We start from the raw sequence: 19,961 nt of genomic DNA on the forward strand, positions 1-19,961 counted from the left end.
CGGCCGGGCCCCCCGACCTCCGGGGCGCCGGCCGGGCGCACCGAAGCCCACCGCACGGCACCGGCCGGACCGCGTGGGCCGCGCCGGGCTAGCGCTCCACCTGCGACACGTCGCGGGCCGCGCCGGTGGAGGCCGACGTCGCCATGGCCGCGTAGGCGCGCAGCGCCGCCGACACCGGCCGCTGCCGGTCGCGCGGACGGAACCCGCCCAGCTCCGCCAGCAGGGCGGCGCGGCGGGCCTCAAGCTCGTCGTCGGCGACGTCCAGGCGCAGCACCCGGTTGGGGATGTCGATCACCACGGTGTCGCCGTCGCGCACCAGCGCGATGTCGCCGCCCTGGGCGGCCTCGGGTGAGGCGTGCCCGATGCTCAGCCCCGAGGTCCCGCCGGAGAACCGGCCGTCGGTGACCAGCGCGCACGCCTTGCCCAGGCCGCGGCCCTTGAGGAAGCTCGTGGGGTAGAGCATCTCCTGCATGCCGGGACCGCCCTTGGGGCCCTCGTAGCGGATGACGACCACGTCGCCGGGCTGCACACTCTTGTTGAGGATGCCGTCGACGGCGTCCTCCTGGCTCTCGAACACCTTGGCCGGGCCGGTGAAGGTGTGCAGCTCCTCGTTGACGCCGGCGGTCTTGACGATGGCGCCGTCGGGCGCGAGGTTGCCGTAGAGCACCGCCAGGCCGCCGTCGGCGGTGTAGGCGTGCTCGATGTCGCGGATGCAGCCCTCGGCGCGGTCGGTGTCGAGGGACTCCCAGCGGGTGTCCTGGGAGTAGGCCTGGGTGGTGCGCTTGCCGCCGGGCGCCGCGTGGAACAGCTCGCGGGCGTCGTCGGTGCAGGTGTCGGCGGCGATGTCCCACTTGGCGAGGTACTCGCCCAGCGTGGCGCCGTGGACGGTGGGCACCGAGGTGTCCAGCAGGCCGCCGCGGGCCAGCTCGCCCAGCAGGGCGGGGATCCCGCCCGCCCGGTGCACGTCCTCGATGTGGTACTTGGCGCTGTTGGGCGCGACCTTGCACAGGCACGGCACCCGGCGCGACAGCTCGTCGATCTCGGGCAGGCCGTACTTGACGCCGGCCTCGGTGGCCGCCGCCAGCAGGTGCAGGATGGTGTTGGTGGACCCGCCCATGGCGATGTCCAGCGCCATGGCGTTGGCGAACGCGGCGGGGGTGGCGATCGACAGCGGCAGGACCGAGGAGTCGTCCTCGTCGTAGTAGCGCCGGGCGACGTCGACCACCAGGCGGCCGGCGTCCTCGTGCAGCCGCTTGCGCGCCACGTGGGTGGCCAGGACCGTGCCGTTGCCCGGCAGCGCCAGGCCCAGGGCCTCGGTCAGGCAGTTCATCGAGTTGGCGGTGAACATGCCCGAGCAGGAGCCGCAGGTGGGGCAGGCGGCCTCCTCGATGGCGTCCAGTTCCTCCTGGGAGACCGACTCGTCGGCCGAGGCGATCATGGAGTCGATCAGGTCGAGCTTGCGGACCGTGGTGGCGTTGCCGTTGACCACGGTGACCTTGCCGGCCTCCATGGGCCCGCCCGAGACGAACACCGTGGGGATGTTCAGCCGCATCGCGGCCAGCAGCATGCCCGGGGTGATCTTGTCGCAGTTGGAGACGCACACCAGCGCGTCGGCGCAGTGGGCGTTGACCATGTACTCCACCGCGTCGGCGATCAGCTCGCGGCTGGGCAGGGAGTACAGCATGCCGCCGTGTCCCATGGCGATGCCGTCGTCCACCGCGATGGTGTTGAACTCGCGCGGCACCCCGCCGGCCTCGCGCACGGCGGCGGCCACCACGTCGGCGACCTCGCGGAGGTGGACGTGGCCGGGGACGAACTGGGTGAAGCTGTTGGCGATGGCCACGATGGGCTTGCCGAAGTCCTCGCGTTCGACACCGGAGGCGCGCATAAGGGCGCGCGCGCCCGCCATGTTCCTGCCGTGGGTGACCGTTCGTGAGCGCAGCGCGGGCATGGGGTGCTCCCATCGACGCCGGGAGGCGTGGAAGACGTGTGGTTCTCGTTCGATGGTAGCGCTGCGGCGGACCTGTCCGTGTCTCGACCCGGAAGACCGGATGTCCGCATAGTGAGATGGGCGGCGGTGGGCCGCCCATCGCCTGGACGGGGGAGAGGGGCCGAAGGGGGTGCGGCGGCCCGGGGCCGGGCCGCGCGCCGGAGTGCCGGTGGGCGGTGGCGGGGTGCCCCCACCGCTTAGTACCGGGCGGGCAGCACCTCCTCGGCCGCCTTGTAGATCTCCTCGATCTCCTTCTCGCTGAGGTTCTGGGACTTGCCGCTGCGCAGCCACTTGCGGACCTTGGTGCCGGTGATCACGTCGACACCGCGCAGGTTGTGGCTGTCCCAGGGCATGCTCGGGCCGTAGATGGCCAGCGACGCCCGGATGTCGATCTCGCGGCCGAGGCGCTCGCTGATCAGCTTCTGGGCGGTGCGGGCCTCCTCAAGCGCCTCGTCGATGCGCTCGTTCTTGGAGAACTTGCCGTGGTAGAGCTTCTCCAGCTTGTTGCGCAGCGGGAGCCGCTTGTCCCACGACTCGGAGTCGATGGCGAACGCGCCGCGCCGGCCGACCACGAAGTGGTCGATCTGGCCGTTGCCGCCGGGGATCCCGCGCGCGTGCAGCACGCGGTAGCCCAGCCGCTTCATCAGGCGCAGCTGGGCCTCGGTGCGGCGCTGGGCGGCGTTGGGCCGGCGCCAGCGCGGAACCTCGGAGTAGCGGCGCGAGGCGTGGACCACGAAGGCGACGAGCGTGCCGATGCCCAGGGTGGCGCCGATGCGCCAGTCGGCTGTGAGGAGGCCGGCGGCCACGCCCACCGCGACGGCGACCGCCCCGCGGATGAGCATGCGCCGCCCCGTGGCGGAGGCCAGCGCGCCGTATGTTTTTCGGGCTGCTCCATTGGAGCCCTGGGAACCGCGTGAATTCGCGGTGCGGGAGATACTGAAGGGCGAGCCGCCGCGTTTCTGCTGCTGGGCAGTGTCGGCGGGGGCGCCGTTGACTCTGCTTGCCGGTTGCACGCTGGAAAGAGTAGTTCGATCCATATGCGAGTCCTAGTACATTGAATCTCACACTTTACTTGCCCGCCATAAACGGCGTTATCACGGTGTCCACAGGGTTGCCCGCCGGGAAGGCATATCTTTGCCAGGGTTCTCTAGAGAGATCCCCCTCGCGGACCGTCCTGACACCCGTTTGGACTACCCTTCCTGCCCATGGCCGAGATTCACGACCTCACCGCGGTCCAGCAGGCTGAGGCCGTCCGGCGCCGCGAGGTGTCCCCCGTCGAGATCACCGAGCACTACCTCGACCGCATCGCGCGCCTGGACCACCAGGTCGGCGCCTTCATCACCGTCGCCGCCGACACCGCCCGCGAGCAGGCCCGCGCCGCCGAGCGCGAGGCGCTCTCGGCCACCCCGGGCGAGCCCCCGCCGCTCCTGGGCGTGCCCGTGCCCGTCAAGGACCTCGAACCCGTGGCCGGGCTGCGCCACACCTCCGGCTCGGCCGTCCACGCCGACCGCGTCGCCGGCACCGACTGCGACGTGGTGGCCGAGCTGCGCGCGGCCGGAGCGGTGATCACCGGCAAGACCAACACCCCCGAGTTCGGGCTGCCCTGCCACACCGAGAACGACATCGCCCCGCCGGCCCGCACCCCCTGGGACCTCACCCGCTCGGCCGGCGGCTCCAGCGGCGGCGCCGCGGCGGCGGTGGCCGCCGGGTTCGCGCCGGTGGCCCACGCCGGCGACGGCGGCGGCTCCATCCGGATCCCGGCGAGCGCCTGCGGGCTGTTCGGCCTCAAGCCCACGCGCGGCCGGGTGACCTCCGGGCCGCTCAAGCCCGACTACATCGGACTGTCCACCTCCGGGCCCATCGCCCGCACGGTCGCCGACGCCGCGCTCATCCTCGACATCATCTCCGTCAACCGCCCCGGCGACTACTACACCGCTCCCGCGCTGCCCGCCGGCGAGACCTTCCTGGGCTACGCGCTGCGCGACCCCGGCCGCCTGCGCATCGCCCGGTTCGGCACCGCGCCGGTGCCCGGCCTGCGGATCGACCCCGAGGTCGCGGCCGCCCACGAGGCCGCCACCAAGCTGCTCATCGACCTCGGCCACGACGTCGAGGACATCGACGCCCCCTACGGCGCCGACACCGTCGAGGACTTCAGCCTGGTGTGGGCGGCCATGGCGGCGGCCAACCCGGTGCGGCCCGAGGACGAGCACCGGCTGCGCCCGCTCACCCGGTGGCTGCGGCAGCGCGCCGCCGACTCCTCGATCGCGGCCTACATGGGCGCCACGGCCCGGCTCCAGGGCGCCATGCGGACGGCGCTGCAGCGGATGCTGCCCTACGACGCCGTGCTCACCCCCACCCTGGCACTGCCGCCGGTGCCGGTGGGCCACTTCGGCGCCGACCCGGAGGAGGAGTTCCGGCGGATGACCGCGTTCACGCCGTTCACCTCGCTGTTCAACATCACCGGCCAGCCCTCGGTCAGCGTGCCGCTGCACTGGAGCGCCGAGGGCCTGCCCATCGGCGCCATGCTCAGCGGCCGGCCGGGCGGCGAGCCTACTCTGCTCGCCCTGTCGGCTCAGCTGGAGGCGGCGCGCCCGTGGGCGGGTCGCCAACCGCCGATCTGGGCGGAGTAGGCGCGTCGGCTCCGGCGTCCGGAACGGCCGGGACCCCCGGTACGGCGGGGGCGTCCAGGGCCGCCGGGGGGTCCGCGGCTGCCGGGCCGCCCGCGGCACCGTGGCGCAGGGCCGGCGCCACCAGGGCCGCGGCCACCGCCAAGGCCGCGGAGCCCGCGGCCCCGGCCGCCGCGCCCCCGAGGTCGATCAGCCAGCCGGTCAGCGGCGCCGCGACCGAGATGCCGCCGGTGATCGCCGAGGACAGCCAGCCGTAGGCCTCGCCGCGCCGGTGCGCCGGCGCGATCTCGCCCACCCGCTCGGTGACCGCGGCGATCGTGGGCGCGATGCCCAGCCCGGCCACGAACAGCACCGGCGTGATCAGCCACGGCGAGGGCAGGTGGAAGACCGGCGGCAGCAGCGGCACCAGCAGCAGCGGGCCCGCCGCGGCGGCGAACGCCCGCCGGGCCAGGCGGGGGCGGCCGGGGAACGTGCCCGCCAGCAGCCCGCCTACGGCCGAGCCGGCCGCGTACACCGCCATCAGCGCTCCGGCGTAGCCGGGCGTGCCCAGTTCCCGGGACCAGGCGACCGAGGTGAGGTCCACCCCGCCCAGTCCGGCCACCATCAGCATGGACATCAGCAGGATCAGCAGAATCCGGGGGTCCAGCAGCAGGGTGCGCCGGGGACCGGCGGGCGCGCCGGTGCCGGCCTCGGGGGACTCGGGCGCCGCCAGGCCGGCGCGGCGCAGCGACCAGGCGAACCCCAGGGCGCCCACCACCGACAGCACCGCCATGACCGCCACGCCGACGCGCCCGTTGGTCAGGCCGACGACGGCCGCCGCCAGCAGGGGGCCGACGATGAACAGCAGCTCCTGCAGCGTCGCCTCGGCCGCGTACATGGTCTGGCGGGTCGGGCCGGAGGTGACGCGCGGCCAGATGGCGCGGGCGATCTGGTTGGCCGGGGGCAGGAACAGGCCGGTGGCCAGGGCCAGCGGCAGCGCGACCCACCACAGCGCCCCCGGCAGTAGCGCCAGCACGGCCAGACCCGCTCCGTAGCAGAGTGCCGAGGACGTGAGCAGCCGGTCCTTGGCGCGGAGGTCGGACATGCGGCCCCGGATCGGCCCGGCCAGCGCCGTGCCCACCGTCAGCCCGCCCGCCACCAGCCCCGAGAGGGCGTAGGAGCCGGTCCACCCGGCCACCAGGAACGTGACGGCGATCGGCAGGCCGCCGATGTGCACCCGCGCGAACAGCGACCAGAAGAGCAGGCCGGGAACGTGGGGGATCGCGAAGAGGCGGCGGTAGGAGTCGAGCACGGACCGCGCCGCGCCCGTCGGCGCCGCCTGCGCCGCCTCTGCCGGTCGCGTCGGCTCCTGCGGCGGGTCGGGCTGGGCTGGCTGCATTGACCGAATCGTACAGAACAGCCCGGAATAGCGATAAGGGATATTTCCGGTTTAGGGGGCGGTGGACAGTCCGAAAACGGGTGTGTCGCGGTCGGCGGCGCCACGCGGGCATGGCGCACCCGCCACGGAACGTTCCCGTACGGCATTATCAGTATCTGTGAGTGATGCGGACCTGGCCCGGCTGGCCGAAGAGTACGGTGTCGCGACGACCTACGAGGACTGGCGCGGCCGCCGCGTGCCCGTCGCCGTCGACACGCTCCGCCACGTGCTGGGGTCCCTCGGCGTCGACGCGTCGGGGCCGCGCGCGGCCCTGGAGGCCCACTGGGCCGACCAGGCCACCCGGCTGCTGCCGCCCTGCGTGGTCACCCGCGCGGGGCGCACCCCCCAGATCCCGCTGCCCGACGGCTCCCGCTGCTGGGTCGAGAAAGCGGGCGGCGGCTGGGCCGAACCCGGCCCCCAGCTTCCGCTGGGAGTCCACACCCTGCACGTCGAGCACGGTGCCGTGCGCCAGCAGGCGCCCCTGCTGGTGGTGCCCGACCGCCTGCCGCCCGTGGCCGAGCACGGCCGCGTCTGGGGGCTGATGGCGCAGCTCTACTCGGTGCGCTCCCGCGCCTCGTGGGGCATGGGCGACCTGCGCGACCTCGCCGAACTCGCCGACTGGAGCGCGCGCGACCTCGGCGCGGACTTCACCATCGTCAACCCGCTGCACGCCACCGAGCCCGTCACGCCCGTCGAGCCCTCGCCCTACCTGCCGGTGAGCCGCCGCTACGCCGGGGCCCTGTCCATCCGCATCGAGGACATCCCCGAGTACGCCGCCCTGGAGCCCACGCAGCGCGAGACCATCCAGCGCCTGGCCCGCCCGCTGCGCGAGCACGCCCGCACCGCCGACCTGCTCGACCGCGACGCCATCTGGGAGGCCAAGCGGACGGCGCTGGGCATGCTGTTCGCGGTGCCGCGCCCGCCCGCGCGCGAGGCCGCCTTCCAGGCGTACCTGGAGCGCGAGGGCGCCTCGCTGGTGGAGTTCGCCACCTGGTGCGCGCTGGCCGAGGAGCACGGGCGCGACTACCGCGCCTGGCCGTTCGAGCTGCGCGACGTCCGCGCGCACGCCGTCGGCACCGAGGCGCTGCGCCGCTGGCCCGCCGTGGAGTTCCACCGGTGGCTCCAGTGGGTCCTCGACGAGCAGTTGGCGGCGGCGCAGGCGGGCGCCCGCGCGGCCGGCATGTCCATCGGGATCGTGCACGACCTCGCCATCGGCGTGCAGCCGGGCGGCGCCGACGCCTGGATGTTCGGCGACGCCATCGCGCCGGGCGTGAGCGTGGGCGCCCCGCCCGACGAGTTCAACCAGCAGGGCCAGGACTGGGGCCAGCCGCCGTGGCACCCGGTGCGGCTGGCCGAACTGGGCTACGACCCCTTCCGCCAGGTCCTCGGGCAGGTGCTGCGGCACGCCGGCGGCGTACGGATGGACCACATCATGGGGCTGTTCCGGCTGTGGTGGGTGCCCGAGGGGGCGTCCCCGGCGGAGGGCACCTACGTGCGCTACGACCACGAGGGCATGGTCGGCAGCCTGCTGCTGGCTGCCCAGGCCCACGGCGCCGCCGTCATCGGCGAGGACCTGGGCACGGTCGAGCCGTGGGTGCGCGACCACCTGGGCGAGCGCGGCGTGCTGGGCACCTCGGTGCTGTGGTTCGAGCGCCGCGACGACGGCAGCCCCCGCCGACCCGAGGAGTGGCGCGCCGACTGCCTGGCCACGGTCGCCACCCACGACCTGCCGCCGGTGGCCTCCTACTTGTCCGCCGAGCACGTCGAGCTGCGCGACCGGCTGGGACTGCTGAGCCGCCCGGCGGCCGACGAGCGCGCCGACGCCGAGGCGGCCGTGGCCGCCTGGCGCGACCGCCTGGTGGGCCTGGGACTGCTGGACCCCGGCGTGGACCCGCTTTCCGAGCCCGCGACGGTGGTGACGGCCCTGCACGCCTACCTCGCCCAGACCCCGGCCAGGCTGATCGGCGTGGCGCTGACGGACGTGGTCGGCGACCGCCGCATGCAGAACCAGCCGGGGACGAGCGACGCCTACCCCAACTGGCGCATCCCGCTGACCAGCGCCGAGGGCGAACCCGTCCTGCTGGACGAACTGATCGCCGACCCCCGCCTGGCCGAGACCGCCCGCCGCGTGCTCCGCCCTCTGACCGACCCCGCGTACAGAGGGCCGGGGGCGAGCACCGACGCGGAGGCGGGGAGGGGGCCGGGCGCGGGGACCGGAACCGAGGCGGGATCTGCGGCAGGGGCCGGGGCGGATTCCCGGTCGGGGGAGGCGGAGCCGGGGCTGCGGTTGAGTTCGGAGCTGGAGACCGGACTGGAGATGTAGCGTCACTCACCTGAGCCGGGCGAACAGTCGGTTCCGGGGGAGTGTGGTTGCGGCCGTGACGTGGGCGGTCGGGCAAGCGCTTTTCGTTTGGCAACGGGCTATCGAGGGGTGCGCGCCGGCTGGGTCGGCCGGTTGGGCGCCGCCCGGTCCGGCGCCCGCTCCGCAGGTGGGATCGCTCTTTCGAGGGGGCGGGCGACCAGAACCCGCAACAGGTCTACTTTCAACTAAGACATTTGCGGCCTATTGTCCGCATTGTCCTCTGTGTTGGGCGGGAAAAGGCCGGCCTTCCGGCGTGAAAGGCCGCTGTTTGTCCATGATGTGAGATGACTCTCGCATATGGCCACCCATTTTGGGTCCTATGTCCGTTTCTTGAAGCGGTGAGTCATGGTTTTTCGCCGAAACGAGTGTCGAGAATGCTAGATCCTCGTGAAAGACGCCTCTGTGTCTCATATGACGAGACGGCCGAGGGTGCATTGACGACAATTCGGGCGGTCCGGCGTGCCGGGCCCACCCGAATCAGGACTGGCGGGGGCCGGTCTTCCCCAACCCGGGAACACCCCCGCTCCCGCCGCCTCGTTTGAGCCCGCGCCCCCCGCCTCGATCCCCAAGGCCGCCTGCCCCGGCCGCTCGCTGCCGTCGCCGCCCCGTCGCGGACCTTGGCCATGCGCCCGGAGCACCGGTGACCGCGAGCCTTGGCATCCGCCGCCCTCGGCCGTCCCCCCTCGGAACAGGCTTCGGGCCGGTGGCCGACCGAACGGTCGGCCACCGGCCCAGGCCCTCAGCGGTCGAGCCGTGCTCTACTCAGCCGCCGCCTCGGCGTCCCGGCGGCGGGCCTCCAGGGCGCGGCGGACGCCCGCCTCGCCCTCCACCAGCAGGCGGCGCAGGGCCGGGGCGGGGGACCGGTCGGCGATGTAGGACTCGGTCCGCGCGATCGTCTCCTCCTCGATGAGGTGGCTGGGGTAGGCCATCTCCGCGAAGGTCTGGGCGAACTCGCCGGTCCAGTCGCGCCACGCCTTTTCGAGCTGGTCGAAGTAGCGGTCCACGTAGGGCCGGTACAGCTCGCGCTGGCCGGGCTCGGTGAACCCGGCCAGGGTGGCGCGGAACTCGGCGTTGGCCATGCTGCCCGAGACGATGCGGTCCCACGCCGCGGCCTTGGCCTCGGAGGTGGGGATCGCCGCCCGGCAGGCCGCCGCCTGGCGCTCGCCCGTGGCGGTGGGGTCGAGGTCCAGCTCGGCCGCGATCTCCTTCTCGTCGGCGCGCCCGGCCGCCACCAGCCGGCGGAGCAGGGTCCAGCGCAGGTCGGTGTCGATGGTGAGCCCGTCGACCGTGATCGCGCCGTCGTAGAGGCCCTGCAGCAGCGACAGGTGCTCGTTGCTCACGGCCGCGTCGGCGAAGCCGTGGGCGTAGGCGAGCTGCAGGTCGCCGCCCGGCTCGGCGGCGGTCAGCAGGTCGCGCAGGCGTCCGGCGACCAGGTCGAAGCCGGTCTCGCGCCAGGCGGGGTCGGTGTAGTTGTGCAGCGCCGAGACGGCCTGGCGCAGCAGCATCTGCACCACCGCCACGTCGCTGACCCCGCCGATGCCCGACACGACGAGCTTGACGTAGTCGCGGGCCGCCATCTCAGCGTCGCGGGTCATGTCCCAGGCGGCGGCGAAGCACAGCGCCCGCGGCAGCGACTCGGTGATGTCGCCCGCGCCCTCCACCACGGTGCGCAGCGAGCGCTCGTCCAGCCGGATCTTGGTGAAGGTGAGGTCGTCGTCGTTGATCAGCATGAGGTCCGGCTGGGCCTGGCCGACCAGCTCCGGCACCTCCGTGCGCGGCCCCGACACGTCCAGCTCGACCCGGTGGCGCCGCACGATCCCCTTGTCGGTGCGGTCGTAGAGGCCGATCGCCAGCCGGTGCGAGCGCAGCGTCGGGTAGTCCTCGGCCGCCTGCTGAAGCACCGCGAAGGACGTGAAAGCGCCGTCCTCGCCGACCTCGAACTCCGGTCGCATCGTGTTGACGCCGGCGGTCTCCAGCCACTCCCGCGACCACGCCGACAGGTCCCGCCCGGAGGCGGCCTCCAGGTGGCGCAACAGGTCCGACAGCTCGGTGTTGCCCCACGCGTGCTCGGCGAAGTAGGCCCGCACGCCCGCGAAGAAGGCGTCCACACCCACGTAGGCCACCAGCTGCTTGAGCACCGAGGCGCCCTTGGCGTAGGTGATGCCGTCGAAGTTGACCTCCACCGCCTGCATGTCGGGGATGTCGGCGGCGATGGGGTGGGTGGAGGGGAGCTGGTCCTGGCGCAGCGCCCACGCCTTCTCGATGTTGGCGAAGGTGGTCCAGGCGTCGGTCCACTTGGTGGCCTGCGCCTGGCAGTAGACGCTGGCGAAGGTCGCGAACGACTCGTTCAGCCACAGGTCGTCCCACCAGCGCATGGTGACCAGGTCGCCGAACCACATGTGCGCCATCTCGTGCAGGATGGTCTCGGCGCGGCGCTCGTAGCGGGCGTCGGTGACCCGGGAGCGGAAGACGTAGTCCTCCAGGAAGGTCACCGCGCCGGCGTTCTCCATCGCCCCGGCGTTGAACTCCGGCACGAACAGCTGGTCGTACTTGCCGAACGGGTACCGCACCCCGAACAGCCGGTGGTAGAAGTCGAAGCCCTGCTTGGTGACCTCGAGGATCGCGTCGGCGTCGAGGTGCTCGGCCAGCGAGGCCCGGCAGTAGACGCCCAGCGGGATCCCGTCGTGCTCGTCGCGGACCACGTGGTAGGGGCCGGCGATCAGCGCGGTGATGTAGGTCGACATCGGCTTGGTCGCCGGGAAGTGCCAGCGCGACTTCGGCCCGGCCGGGTCCTCCACCGCCGTGCCCGCCACGTCGGGGGCGCTGTTGGACACCACCTGGAAGTCGGCGGGCGCGAACACGGTCAGCTCGAACGTCGCCTTGAGGTCGGGCTGGTCGAAGCACGCGTACATGCGGTGCGCGTCGGCCGTCTCGAACTGCGTGTAGAGGTAGGTGCCGCCGTCGACCGGGTCGACGAACCGGTGCAGGCCCTCGCCGGTGCGCATGTAGGCGCACTCGGCCAGCACCCGCAGCTCGTTGCGCGCCTTGAGGCCGGGCAGCCGGATGCGGCCGCCGTCGAACACCTCGGCCGGGTCCAGCTCCTCGCCGTTGAGCACCACGGAGGACACCGAGGGCGCCACCAGGTCGATGAACGTCTCGGCGCCCGGCTCGGCGCACTCGAACTCCACCACCGTCTGGGAGGGGAAGGTCTGGTCGCCTGCCGTGAGGTCCAGCTCCACGGTGTAGGAGCCCACGCTGAGGATGCGCGCGCGTTCGCGCGCCTCGTCGCGTGTCAGGTTGCCCGCCACGTCGCTCCCTTCGGGCCGGCGTCCTCGTCGGCCTCTATCGCTGTCGTCCCCCGCGAACAGCCGCGTTGCCGCCGGGACCTGCGCAGGGGGTGCAATGCTTTGCCGGTCCGATCCTGCCACGCCCGGCGCCGGAATGCGGAACCCGGCGCGAAGGTTGCAGCAGGGTGCGGGCCGGGCCCTTGGCCGCGGCATGCCGGCGGTGGAGGCCGCCGCGCCGCGGCGCGTGCCCCCCCGGCGGCCGCCGCCGCGGCGACCAGCGAGGATCGAAAAGGAGACGCACGTGAGTGCTGGCGAGGAGCGGGACGGCGACGTCGTCCCCGTCGACTTCTGGTTCGACCCGGTGTGCCCGTGGGCGTGGATGGCCTCGCGGTGGCTGCTGGAGGTCGAGAAGGTGCGGCCGATCACGCCGCGCTGGCACGTGATGAGCCTCAGCGTCCTCAACGAGGGGCGCGACCTCCCCGACGACTACCGCGCGCTGCTGGACGACGCGTGGGGACCGGTGCGGGTGGCCATCGCCGCCGAGCAGCGGTTCGGGTCCGACGTTCTGGGCCCCCTCTACACGGCACTGGGCACCCGCCTGCACAATCGGAAGGAGCCGCGCTCCGACGACACCGTCCGGGCGGCGCTGCGCGAGGCGGGACTCCCCGAGGACCTCGCCGAGGCGGCCCGCACCGACGAGTTCGACGAGGCGCTGCGCCGCTCCCACCACGACGGCATGGACCGTGTGGGCTACGACGTCGGCACCCCGGTGATCTCGGTCGAGGGCATGTCGTTCTTCGGCCCGGTCGTCTCGCCCGCGCCCAAGGGCGAGGCCGCGGGCCGGCTGTGGGACGGTGTGCGGCTGGTCGCCGGCACCGACGGCTTCTTCGAGCTGAAGCGCAGCCGCACGCGCGAACCCGTCTTCGACGACGAGGCCGGGCGGCCCTAGGGCTTGGCCCGGCCGTCGTGCCGCGTCCGGCCGGCGGCGGAGCGCCGCGGCGGCGCGCCGCCGCACCGCCGCGCACCGCGACACGGGGCGCGGCCACCGGACACAGGGGCGCGGCCACCGGTAGAAACGGGCAGGCAGAGCACGCAAGGAAGGCGGCAGCGATGAGCGGACCCGAGGACGACCGCCCGGTCGACCTCTTCGAGGACGGGCTGGAGATCCTGCCCGACACCACCAGCGACGAGCGCGGGCCGGGCTGGGGCGACCCCGACCGCGACAACAACATCGAACGGCTGCTGGAGGAGCGCCCGCCGCACTGGTAGTCCGGCGGCCTCCGGGAGGCGGGGACGGCCCGGCGAGGCAGGGCCGTCCCCCTTTCCGTGCGCCCGCGCCGCGCCCGCGCCGCGTCCGTGGCGGCCCTTGCGGCCGGTCCCGCCCGCCGCACCCACCGCCACCCCGATCGGGTGTCCCGGTCCGCCCCACTTCCGGGGTTCGGCGGAGTAATAGAATCCCGTTCTGGGAACGTGGTTCCTATGCGATCCCTTTACCTCAACGGCACCTGGACCGAGTCGGTGTCGAGCGCCGCCATCGACGTCGTCAACCCCGCCACGGAGGAGGTCGTCGACTCCGTCCCGGCCGGCGACCCCGCCGACGTCGACCGCGCGGTCGACGCCGCCCGTGCGGCCTTCCCCGCCTGGTCCGCCCTGCCCTACCCCCAGCGCCGCGCCGTCCTCGCCCGCGCGCTGGAGCTGCTGCGGCAGCGCTCCACCGACATCGCCGCCGCCATCGCCACCGACATGGGCGCCCCCCTGCGGTTCGCCAACGGCGTGCAGACCGGGTTCCCGCTGCTGATGTTCCAGACCTTCCTGGACCTCCTCGACACCCACCACGAGCGGCTGTTCGGCGGCGAACCGGTCGGCGACTCCCTCGTCGTCCGCGAGCCCTTCGGCGTCGTCGGCGCCATCACCCCCTGGAACTACCCCCTCCACCAGATCGTGCTGAAGGCCGTGCCGGCCATGGCTGTCGGCAACACCGTGGTGCTCAAGCCCACCGAGGTCGCCCCGCTCGCCGCCTACGCCCTCACCGAGGCCCTGCACGACGCCGGCCTGCCGCCGGGCGTGTTCAACCTCGTCTCGGGCACCGGCCCGGTCGTGGGCGAGGCCGTCGCCGCCCACCCCGGCGTGGACATGGTGTCCTTCACCGGTTCGGGCCGCGCCGGGAAGCGGGTCGCCGAGGTCGGCGCCGCCACCGTCAAGAAGGTCGCCCTGGAACTCGGCGGCAAGTCGCCCAACGTGATCCTGCCCGACGCCGACCTCACCGCCGCCGTGGCCGCCGGGGTCGCCGACGTCATGCGCAACACCGGGCAGAGCTGCAACGCCCTCACCCGCATGCTCGTGCACCGCGACCACTACGCCGAGGCCCAGCGGCTGGCCGCCGAGGCCGCGTCCCGGTTCGAGCCGGGCGACCCCTTCGAGGAGGGCGTGCGCATGGGCCCGCTGGTCTCGCGCGCCCAATTGGACCGGGTGCGCGACTACATCGACACCGGGGTCAAGGAGGGCGCCCGCATCGTCGTGGGCGGCTCCGAGCCCCCCGCCGGGCGCGAGCGCGGCTACTACGTCCGCCCGACCGTCTTCGCCGACGTCGACAACGGCATGCGTATCGCGCGTGAGGAGATCTTCGGCCCCGTGGTCGCGCTCATCCCCTACGACACCGAGGACGAGGCCGTGGCCATCGCCAACGACACCGACTACGGACTGGCCGCCGCGGTGTGGTCGGGCGACCCCGACCGCGCGCTGCGCGTGGCCCGGCGCCTGCGCGCCGGCCAGGTCCAGGTCAACGGCGCCCGCACGCAGCCCCTGCTGCCCTTCGGCGGCTACAAGCAGTCCGGCGTGGGCCGCGAGTGGGGCCTGCCCGGCATCGAGGAGTTCTGCGAGATCAAGGGCATCCAGCGCTAGCGCCGCCCCGGCGCGGGGCACGCGCGGACGTATGGCAGGATCGGCGTGCAGTGGCGTGGTGCGCCCGCGCCGTGTCCGTACCCCGATACCCGAGGTGTGAGTTGAGCAAGCCGACGGAGTCCAAGGCCGGCCCGCTGAGCAAGGACATCAAGGCCATCGTCCTGGTGAACGTCGTCGCGGTGCTGTCGCTGGCCCTGTTCGCCGCCATGGGGATGGCCATCGCCTCGATCGCCACCGGCGTCCCCCTGATCTAGCGCCCGCGCCGCAGCGGCCCCGCCAATCCGTTACGCCCGCCCCCGGTGCTGCGCGCCGGGGGCGGGCGCGTGCCATGGGAAACTGAACGACGTGCGTGTTTACCTTGGATCCGATCATGCCGGATTCGATCTCAAAGAACATCTGGTGACCTGGCTCAAGGAGCAGGGCCACGAGGTCGTCGACGCCGGCCCCGCCGCGCTCGACCCCGCCGACGACTACCCGCCCTTCGTGCTGCGCGCCGCCGAGGGCGTCGCCGGCGACCCCGGGTCGCTGGGGGTGGTGCTGGGCGGCTCGGGCAACGGCGAGCAGATCGCCGCCAACAAGGTGAAGGGCGTGCGCGCGGCGCTGGCCTGGAGCGAGGAGACCGCCCGGCTGGCGCGCGAGCACAACGACGCCAACGTGCTCAGCCTGGGCGCCCGGATGCACACGGCCGAGGAGGCCACGTCGTTCGTCGCGGTCTTCCTGGCCACCCCCTACAGCGGCGAGGACCGGCACAGCCGGCGCATCGGCATGCTGTCGCGCTACGAGGAGTCGGGCGAACTGCCGCCGCTGCCCTAGCGGGGCCGGATCGGAGCCGGGGCCGCCCCGGCCCGCCCCACCGCCACCGCGCGCAGGTGCGGCCCGCCCCCGCCGCCATCGCGGGGGTGCGGCCCGGCCCGGCGGATCCGCGGCGCTGCCGGTGCGCGGATCCGCCGGGTCCGGTGAGCGCGCGGCGCGGCGGGTGCGCGGCGGTGCGCTCCGGCCCCGCCGCGGCCGCCGCCGGCCGTTGACGCTCTGCCGTGACGGTAATACGGATCGGCTGAGCTGAGAACCCCGCGAACGCCCGGCGCGGTGCGGAGCGGGCGTGCCCGCCCCGCACGCGCGCCGCTCCGGATCCCGGGGTGCGCGGCCTAGAAGACGTTGCCGCAGTAGGGCAGATCGGCGCGGTGCAGCGCGGTGTCCAGCCGCTGGACCGCGCCCGGCGCGACCTCGGTCAGCAACCCGGCCGCCAGGTAGCCGCCGAGGCGGGTGCCGCCCAGGTAGGCCGCGCCCAGGTGCGCCGTGTCCAGTCGGATGTCGGGCTCCTGGTCGGTGGGCCGGCAGCGGGCGGCCGCGGTGTCGGCCGTCAGCCGCCAGCGGCCCGCGTTCCACGGGCAGTGGCGGTCGGCGACCTCCAGCACCACGTCCACCGGCGCCGCGTAGGAGCGCCGCTCCAGCGCCGAGGGCAGGTCGACCAGCCGGATCCACAAATTGTCCACGTGCCGGCGCCGCGCCCGGTAGGGGTCGGCCAGCAGGTGGAACAGCGGGTCGTCGGGCGCGGCCATGTCGCAGGTGACCGTGGTGACCAGGTCGCGGGTGAGCACGTGCTCCCACAGCAGGGTGTGGGCGGCCGGCGCGGTGGCGTACAGCTCCTCGACCCGCAGCGCGCAGTCGGCGACGCCGTGGTCGTCCCACGTCTGGCGGGTGCGGTAGAGCACGTAGCCCAGCGGGCCGGCGTCGTCCTCGGCCACGGCGCACCGGAGGTCGCTGAACGGGTTGCCCGGCGGGTTGCGCAGCACGCGGGTCCACCACGCGTCACCGCGCTGGAACTCGCCGACGCGCTGCGGCGCCGCCGCCTGGTGCACCACGGCGATCTCCTTGCGGGCGTCGGCGGCGTCGAGCAGCCGCAGGCGCAGCGCGGGGTCGCGCGGGGCGTCGGGGCGCAGCGCGGCGTCGCGCGTGGGCAGGGTGAAGGAGACGGCGGCGGCCGCCGGTCCGTAGCCGAAGCGTCCGTAGATCCCGCCCTCGCTGGCGAAGAGGGCGGCGACGTCCTCGCCGCGTGCGCGGATGTCGGCCAACTGGCGGCGCATCAGCGCGCTGAGGATGCCGCGCCGCCGGTGGGTGGGCCACACGCCCACCGCCGAGACGGCGGCGACCGGGCGCGGGCCGCCGGGCAGGGTCATGGTGAAGCCGTGGGAGGTGGTGCTGCCCACCGGCTGGGGGCCGTCGAAGACGGTCAGCGTGCGGTCGAGGTCGGTGAGACCGCGGTAGAACTCGGCGTCGTTCTTGCCGCCGAGCAGGGCCTCGCCGACGACGCGGACGATGGCGGGGAACTCGGATTCTTCGGGCACCCGCGGGCTCCACCGCGCGGCCTGCCCCGGGTCCGCCTCAGCGGCACCATCTGCGGGAATGGACATGGTCCGTGCCTACCACCCCCGCGCGCGGCGACGCGAACGGTTTTTCGCCCGGTACGGATTGCGCCCTGTCCGAAGACCGGGTTGACGACGGCCCGCGTCTGTGAATTTGCCGGGATTCCGCCCCGGGCGCCCGTCTGGACTGACGAGCACGCGATTCTCGGCACATACTGGATCATGCGGAGTTCGACGCGATTTTCGGTGCGTATGCAGGCAAGATATCGGCTCAGCCGATACACGGGGTGCGCGGAGAGGCGCCCGGCGGGCCGCGTGCCCGCCCCTGCCGCGCGCGCTACAGTGCGGGCACGATGAACGCCACGCCGACCGCCCGACTCCTGCGCCGCGCGCGCTCGCTGTGGCAGCGCGCGGCCGCGCTGCTGCGGCGCAAGGTGCTGTTCCGCTACCGCCTGGTGCTGATCACGCTGGTCCTGCTGGCCGTGGGCATCGGCGTGGGCGCGGTGTGGGGCCCGCCCGGGTGGTTCCCGCCCAGCTCCGTCATCGTCACCGTGGTCGCCGGCGGGCTGCTGCTCAAGCGCAAGAGCCTGGCGTTCCTGCTGGCCGTCGACGCCGCCGTCCTGCTGTTCACCGCCTTCAGGCTGGACTTCGGCCAGGTCGGGCCCGGTCTGCTCGTCACCATCGGCGTCACCGCCGTGGTGGCCTACCTGCTCTCGGGCGTGCGCGAGCGCCTGGGCGTGCAGGGCCTCAGCGGCGAGCGCATGCTGCTGGAGCTGCGCGACCGCCTGCGCTCCCAGGGCGAACTCCCCGACCTGCCGCCCGGCTGGAGCGGCACCTCGGTGCTGCGCCAGGCCGGCGGGTCCTCCTTCGGCGGCGACTTCGTCGTCTCGATGCGCCAGGACGACCGCCTGGAGGTGGCGGTGGTCGACGTCTCGGGCAAGGGCATGGACGCCGGAACCCGCGCGCTCCTGCTCTCGGGCGCCTTCCGCGGGCTGATCGCCGCCGTGCCCAGCGGGGAGTTCCTCTCCCGGTGCAACGACCACCTGATCCGCACCTCCCTGGGCGAGGGGTTCGTCACCGCCGTCCACCTCAGCCTGGACCTGGAGACCGGCGACTACATCCTCGCCTCGGCCGGCCACCCGCCCGCCGTGCAGTACGAGTCCGCCACCGGCAAGTGGACCCCCACCGACGCCCGCGGCATGGTGCTGGGCGTGCTGCCCGACACCGCCTACACGCCGGTCAAAGGCCGGCTGCGGCGCGGCGACGCCATCATGCTCTACACCGACGGCCTCATCGAGACCCCCGGCGAGGACCTCGACTCCGGGGTCGACCACCTGCTGCAGGAGGCCGAGGGCGCCTCGGCCAAGGGGTTCGAGCAGGGCGCCGTGGCGATCGTCGACTCCCTCAGCAAGGGCAAGAACGACGACACCGCCCTCGTTGTGATCTGGCGCGACTGAGCCCGGCGGCGCGGCGCGGCGTGCCGGGCCCGCCACGGGTGCCGGTAGGGTCGTCATGTTCCCCGGGCAGACGAGAGGTGCCTCGTTGCCGTGTCCAGAGGCCCCCGCGCCCCACACGCGATCGACAAGGGGGTGCTCAGCATGGCCGACGACGACGAGCGCGAGATCGAACTCACCTCGCTGGTCGAACGCAACGACCTCACCGGGATCCGGCTGTGGCTGGCCGAGCACCAGCCCTACGAGATCGCCGACGAGCTGTCGCGGATGGACGTCCACCTCGCGCTGGTGCCCTTCCGGCTGCTGGACAAGGACCGCGAGCTGGAGGTCTTCGAGGAGCTCGACCCCCACCACCAGCACCAGATCCTGCTGGGCCTGCGCGACTCCGCGTTCCGCGCGCTGCTGGAGGAGATGGACCCCGACAACCGCGCGCGGCTGATCGGGGAGGCCCCGGCCAAGATCGCCACCCGGGCGCTGGCCGGGCTCAGCCCGGCCGAGCGCAAGATGACGGCGGCGCTGCTGGGCTACCCCGAGGGCTCGGTGGGCCGGTACATGACCCCCGAGACCGTCATCCTGCACCGCGACCTCACCGTGGGCCGGGCGCTGGAGGTGGTGCGGGCCAAGGGCGCCGACGCCGAGACCGTCTACACCCTGCCGGTGGTGGACGACGGCCGCCGCCTGGCCGGCACGGTCCAGCTCAGCGACCTGGTGGTCAGCGACGACTTCGAGCTGATCAAGGACATCGTGGACGTCCTGGTGCCCCGGGTGCGCGCCACCGAGCCCGCCGAGGACGCCGCGCGGCTGATGCAGCAGGCCAACCTGGTGGCGCTGCCGGTGGTGGACTCCGAGGAGCGGTTCGTCGGCCTGCTCACCTTCGACGACGCCCTGGAGCTGATCGAGGCCGCCGACACCGAGGACATCGCCCGCCAGTCCGGTGCGAGCCCGGTCTCGGGCCACTACGTCGCCGCGGGCGTGGTGCGCCTGGCGCGCGCCCGGTCGGTGTGGCTGCTGCTGCTCATCGTCGCCGCCACCCTCACCGTCAACGTGATGCAGGTCTTCGAGGCCACCCTGGAGCAGGTCACGGCGCTGGCCCTGTTCGTCCCGATGCTCACCGGCACCGGCGGCAACGTCGGCTCCCAGTCGGCCACCGCGATCGTGCGCGCCCTGGCCGTGGGCGAGGTGCGGCTGCGCGACCTGCCCATGGTGGCGTGGAAGGAGTCGCGGGTCGGCGTGCTGCTGGGCCTCATGCTGGCCGGTGTGGCGCTGGTGGTGGGCACGGCGCTGGTGGGCCTGCGCATCGCGGCCGTGGTGGCGGTGGCGGTGATCGCCATCTGCACGTGGGCGGCGGTCATCGGCAGCACCATGCCCATCCTCGCCCGCCGGGTCGGGGTGGACCCCGCCGTGGTCTCCGCGCCCCTGGTCTCCACCCTGGTCGACGCCACCGGCCTGCTGATCTACTTCTCCATCGCCCGCCTCATCCTGGGCGTCTAGCCCCGCTCCGTGCGTCGCTTTACGCGACCGTGGTGCTACGCATCGGAGTAGCCGGTGGTCGCGGCGGGT

The 19,961-nt window shown here is 73.6% G+C and carries 14 protein-coding genes; 9 read left to right on the forward strand and 5 right to left on the reverse strand.

What is annotated here, in order from left to right:
* Positions 1–88: 88 nt before the first annotated feature.
* Together ilvD and HNR12_RS23535 are read right to left on the reverse strand one after the other, a co-directional pair.
* Positions 89–1,951 carry a dihydroxy-acid dehydratase gene (ilvD, locus tag HNR12_RS23530; RefSeq protein WP_179769607.1) on the reverse strand — a complete coding sequence of 621 codons (1,863 nt, stop codon included), beginning with the start codon at positions 1,949–1,951 and terminating at the stop codon, positions 89–91.
* Between the two features lie 236 nt (positions 1,952–2,187).
* Complete coding sequence (locus HNR12_RS23535; protein ID WP_246425161.1) at positions 2,188–2,832, reverse strand: nuclease-related domain-containing protein; 645 nt, start codon at positions 2,830–2,832, stop codon at positions 2,188–2,190.
* Positions 2,833–3,195: 363 nt separating this feature from the next.
* On the opposite strand from HNR12_RS23535, the gene HNR12_RS23540 reads away from it, so the two are divergent.
* Positions 3,196–4,620 carry an amidase gene (locus HNR12_RS23540; RefSeq protein ID WP_179769609.1) on the forward strand — a complete coding sequence of 475 codons (1,425 nt, stop codon included), beginning with the start codon at positions 3,196–3,198 and terminating at the stop codon, positions 4,618–4,620.
* Here HNR12_RS23540 and HNR12_RS23545 read toward each other — a convergent pair.
* Positions 4,541–5,995, reverse strand: a complete 1,455-nt coding sequence (locus HNR12_RS23545; RefSeq protein WP_218902028.1) for an MFS transporter — start codon at positions 5,993–5,995, stop codon at positions 4,541–4,543. The two genes, HNR12_RS23540 and HNR12_RS23545, sit on opposite strands and share 80 nt — an antisense overlap.
* A 157-nt stretch (positions 5,996–6,152) precedes the next feature.
* Here HNR12_RS23545 and malQ point away from each other — a divergent pair, with 157 nt between their 5' ends.
* The gene (gene malQ, locus HNR12_RS23550; protein WP_179769610.1) at positions 6,153–8,357 is read left to right on the forward strand and encodes a 4-alpha-glucanotransferase; all 2,205 of its coding nucleotides are present in this window, start codon (positions 6,153–6,155) and stop codon (positions 8,355–8,357) included.
* Between the two features lie 797 nt (positions 8,358–9,154).
* On the opposite strand, the gene pepN is transcribed toward malQ, so the two are convergent.
* Entirely contained in the window at positions 9,155–11,704 is a 2,550-nt protein-coding gene (gene pepN / locus HNR12_RS23555; RefSeq protein ID WP_179769611.1) for an aminopeptidase N, read from the reverse strand.
* Positions 11,705–11,984: 280 nt separating this feature from the next.
* Here pepN and HNR12_RS23560 point away from each other — a divergent pair, with 280 nt between their 5' ends.
* The 5 genes from HNR12_RS23560 (at position 11,985) to HNR12_RS23580 (ending at position 15,397) form a co-directional block, all read left to right on the forward strand.
* Positions 11,985–12,632 carry a mycothiol-dependent nitroreductase Rv2466c family protein gene (locus HNR12_RS23560; RefSeq protein ID WP_179769612.1) on the forward strand — a complete coding sequence of 216 codons (648 nt, stop codon included), beginning with the start codon at positions 11,985–11,987 and terminating at the stop codon, positions 12,630–12,632.
* 161 nt (positions 12,633–12,793) lie between these two features.
* Positions 12,794–12,952, forward strand: a complete 159-nt coding sequence (locus HNR12_RS23565; RefSeq protein WP_179769613.1) for a hypothetical protein — start codon at positions 12,794–12,796, stop codon at positions 12,950–12,952.
* Positions 12,953–13,162: 210 nt separating this feature from the next.
* A complete protein-coding gene (locus HNR12_RS23570) occupies positions 13,163–14,584 on the forward strand; it encodes an aldehyde dehydrogenase family protein (RefSeq protein ID WP_179769614.1) in 1,422 nt (473 codons plus the stop codon).
* 101 nt (positions 14,585–14,685) lie between these two features.
* Entirely contained in the window at positions 14,686–14,838 is a 153-nt protein-coding gene (locus HNR12_RS23575) for a hypothetical protein (protein WP_179769615.1), read from the forward strand.
* A gap of 91 nt (positions 14,839–14,929) precedes the next feature.
* Positions 14,930–15,397 carry a ribose-5-phosphate isomerase gene (locus HNR12_RS23580; protein WP_179769616.1) on the forward strand — a complete coding sequence of 156 codons (468 nt, stop codon included), beginning with the start codon at positions 14,930–14,932 and terminating at the stop codon, positions 15,395–15,397.
* 332 nt (positions 15,398–15,729) lie between these two features.
* Here the strand turns inward: HNR12_RS23580 and HNR12_RS23585 are convergent, their stop codons facing one another.
* On the reverse strand, positions 15,730–16,995 hold the full coding sequence (locus tag HNR12_RS23585) for a GNAT family N-acetyltransferase (protein ID WP_179769617.1): 1,266 nt from the start codon (positions 16,993–16,995) through the stop codon (positions 15,730–15,732).
* 305 nt (positions 16,996–17,300) lie between these two features.
* Between HNR12_RS23585 and HNR12_RS23590 the strand changes: the two genes are divergently transcribed.
* Positions 17,301–18,404 (forward strand): PP2C family protein-serine/threonine phosphatase, encoded by a 1,104-nt coding sequence (locus tag HNR12_RS23590; RefSeq protein ID WP_179769618.1) that lies wholly within the window; start codon positions 17,301–17,303, stop codon positions 18,402–18,404.
* A 141-nt stretch (positions 18,405–18,545) separates the two neighbouring features.
* Positions 18,546–19,892 carry a magnesium transporter gene (gene mgtE / locus HNR12_RS23595; RefSeq protein WP_179770858.1) on the forward strand — a complete coding sequence of 449 codons (1,347 nt, stop codon included), beginning with the start codon at positions 18,546–18,548 and terminating at the stop codon, positions 19,890–19,892.
* Positions 19,893–19,961: the final 69 nt, after the last annotated feature.

Source organism: Streptomonospora nanhaiensis (genome assembly GCF_013410565.1).
Taxonomy (GTDB): domain Bacteria; phylum Actinomycetota; class Actinomycetes; order Streptosporangiales; family Streptosporangiaceae; genus Streptomonospora; species Streptomonospora nanhaiensis.